General features: G+C 37.0%; 2 protein-coding genes. Both read right to left on the bottom strand.

Annotated features, from left to right (window positions below):
* Positions 1 to 92: 92 nt before the first annotated feature.
* Entirely contained in the window at positions 93 to 1,715 is a 1,623-nt protein-coding gene (gene groL / locus HMPREF3023_RS02645; RefSeq protein WP_070700310.1) for a chaperonin GroEL, read from the bottom strand.
* A gap of 25 nt (positions 1,716 to 1,740) precedes the next feature.
* On the bottom strand, positions 1,741 to 2,022 hold the full coding sequence (groES, locus tag HMPREF3023_RS02640; protein ID WP_070700307.1) for a co-chaperone GroES: 282 nt from the start codon (positions 2,020 to 2,022) through the stop codon (positions 1,741 to 1,743).
* Positions 2,023 to 2,372: the final 350 nt, after the last annotated feature.

Here is a 2,372-nt window from a genome sequence, read left to right as displayed (position 1 = left end):
GGATAAGATTTTTCATCAGCTCATGCGTCGCTATCGCTCGACTTCAGTGTGAAAACCAGAAAAACCGAGACGAGTCTCGGTTTTTCTTATCTTTACATCATACCCATGCCTGGATTCATTGGAGGCATTGCTGGTTCGTCTTCTTTTATGTTTCCTACTGCTGCTTCTGTTGTCAAGATCATTGATGCTACGCTTGATGCGTTTTGTAGGGCTGATCTTGTTACTTTTGTAGGGTCTACTATTCCAGCTTCTTTCATATCCAAGTATTCTGACTTGTAAGCGTCAAAGCCTATTCCTCTATCTTTTGTCTTTACGTGTTCTACGATTACTGAGCCTTCTAGTCCTGCGTTTTCTGCTATTTGTTTTAGTGGTTCTTCTAGGGCTCTTAGGATAATATTAGCACCTGTTTTTTCGTCGCCTTCTAATTCATCAACTACTTTTGCAACTGCTTCTATTGAATCGATTAATACAGTTCCACCACCTGCAACGATACCTTCTTCTACTGCTGCTCTTGTTGCTGCTAGGGCATCTTCGATTCTTAGTTTTCTTTCCTTAAGTTCAACTTCTGTTGCTGCTCCAACTTGGATAACTGCAACTCCTCCAGAAAGTTTTGCAAGTCTTTCTTGTAGTTTTTCTTTATCAAATTCTGAATCTGTTTCTTCGATTTGGTTTTTAATGTGGCTAATTCTGTTTTCAAGTTCAGATTTTTCGCCAGATCCATTTACGATTACTGTAAGTTCTTTTTCAACTCTTACTTTTGAAGCTGATCCAAGCATTTCAACTGTTGCATCCTTAAGGTCTTGACCTAGGTCAGATGAAATAACTTGTCCACCTGTTAGGATTGCAATGTCTTGAAGCATGTCTTTTCTTCTGTCTCCATAGCCTGGAGCCTTTACTCCAACTACGTTAAGTGTTCCCCTAAGTGAGTTAACAACTAGAGTTGCAAGTGCTTCGCCGTCAATATCATCTGCAATAATAAGAAGTGGTTTTGATTCTTGAAGAACTTGTTCTAGTAGTGGAAGAATTTCTTGGATATTTGAAATCTTCTTATCTGTAATTAAAATGTATGGGTCTTCTAGTTCTGCAACCATCTTGTCAGAGTCTGTCACCATATAAGGAGATAGGTAACCTCTGTCAAATTGCATACCTTCAACAACGTCAAGGCTTGTTCCCATTGATTTTGATTCTTCAACAGTGATAACTCCGTCGTTTCCAACTTTTTCCATTGCTTCAGAGATAAGTTGTCCAACTTGTTCGTTAGCAGCTGAAATAGAAGCAACTTGTTCAATAGCTTCCTTAGATGAAACTTCTGTTGAGAAGTTTTTGATTTCTTCAACAGCCTTATCAACTGCCTTAGCGATTCCCTTTTGAAGAACCATTGGGTTTGCACCTGCTGCTAGGTTTCTCATACCTTCTCTAATGATAGCTTGTGCAAGAAGTGTAGCAGTTGTAGTACCGTCACCTGCAACGTCATTAGTCTTAGTAGCAACTTCCTTTAAAAGTTGTGCACCCATGTTTTCAAATTTATCTTCACATTCAATTTCTCTTGCAATAGTAACACCGTCGTTAGTAATAAGAGGTGTTCCGTATTCCCTATCTAAGATGACATTTCTGCCCTTAGGTCCAAGAGTTACCTTTACTGTATCAGCAAGAGTGTTAATTCCTTTTATTAAGCCTTTTCTAGCATCTTCTGAAAATTTAATTTCCTTTGCCATTTTATCTCTCCTTATTCAATAAGTCTTATTCAATAACTGCCAAGATGTCTTGGAACTTAATTATAGTGTACTTTTCGTCGTCAAGTTCAATGTCATTTTCTGCGTATTTAGAGAAAATAACCTTGTCCCCAACCTTAACAAGTCCCTTCATTTCTTCGTCTGTATCTAATTTGTTGCCAGTTGCAACAACTTCTGCAATGTTTGATTCTTCCTTAGCTGAAGAAGGAAGAACAATACCAGAAGCAGTAGTTTCTTCTTTTTCAATCTTTTTAATGACGATTTTATCATCAAGTGGTCTTAACTTCATTTATATAAGCCTCCTATAATCTAATTTTATATTTTTTAGCACTCACATGCCTCATCTGCTAATACATATATGATAACTCAAAGGAAAGATTTTTTCAAGTAGTTGGGGGAGAAAAATATTTTAAAAGCTTTGCTTTTATTTGTCTTGTTTAAAGAGGAATCTTTAAAATTCTTTTAAGAGCTGAAGCTTTTATAATTGCTTTTGGAGAGGCTTATACCCATTCGGCACGCAGGGGGCATCGTGAAGTAGATGATTAAAGACTTCGTCTTTATAAATCTAATAGAAGATTTTATCTTTAAAAATCTTTTTGTAAAGCTAAGCTTTACTATTCTTTATCCGGAGGGGGTTAG

Source organism: Peptoniphilus sp. HMSC075B08, from assembly GCF_001815405.1.
In the GTDB taxonomy this organism is placed as follows: Bacteria; Bacillota; Clostridia; order Tissierellales; family Peptoniphilaceae; genus Peptoniphilus_A; species Peptoniphilus_A harei.
The sequence above is the reverse complement of the archived record's forward strand: the minus strand, read 5'-3'. Positions and strand labels throughout refer to the sequence as shown.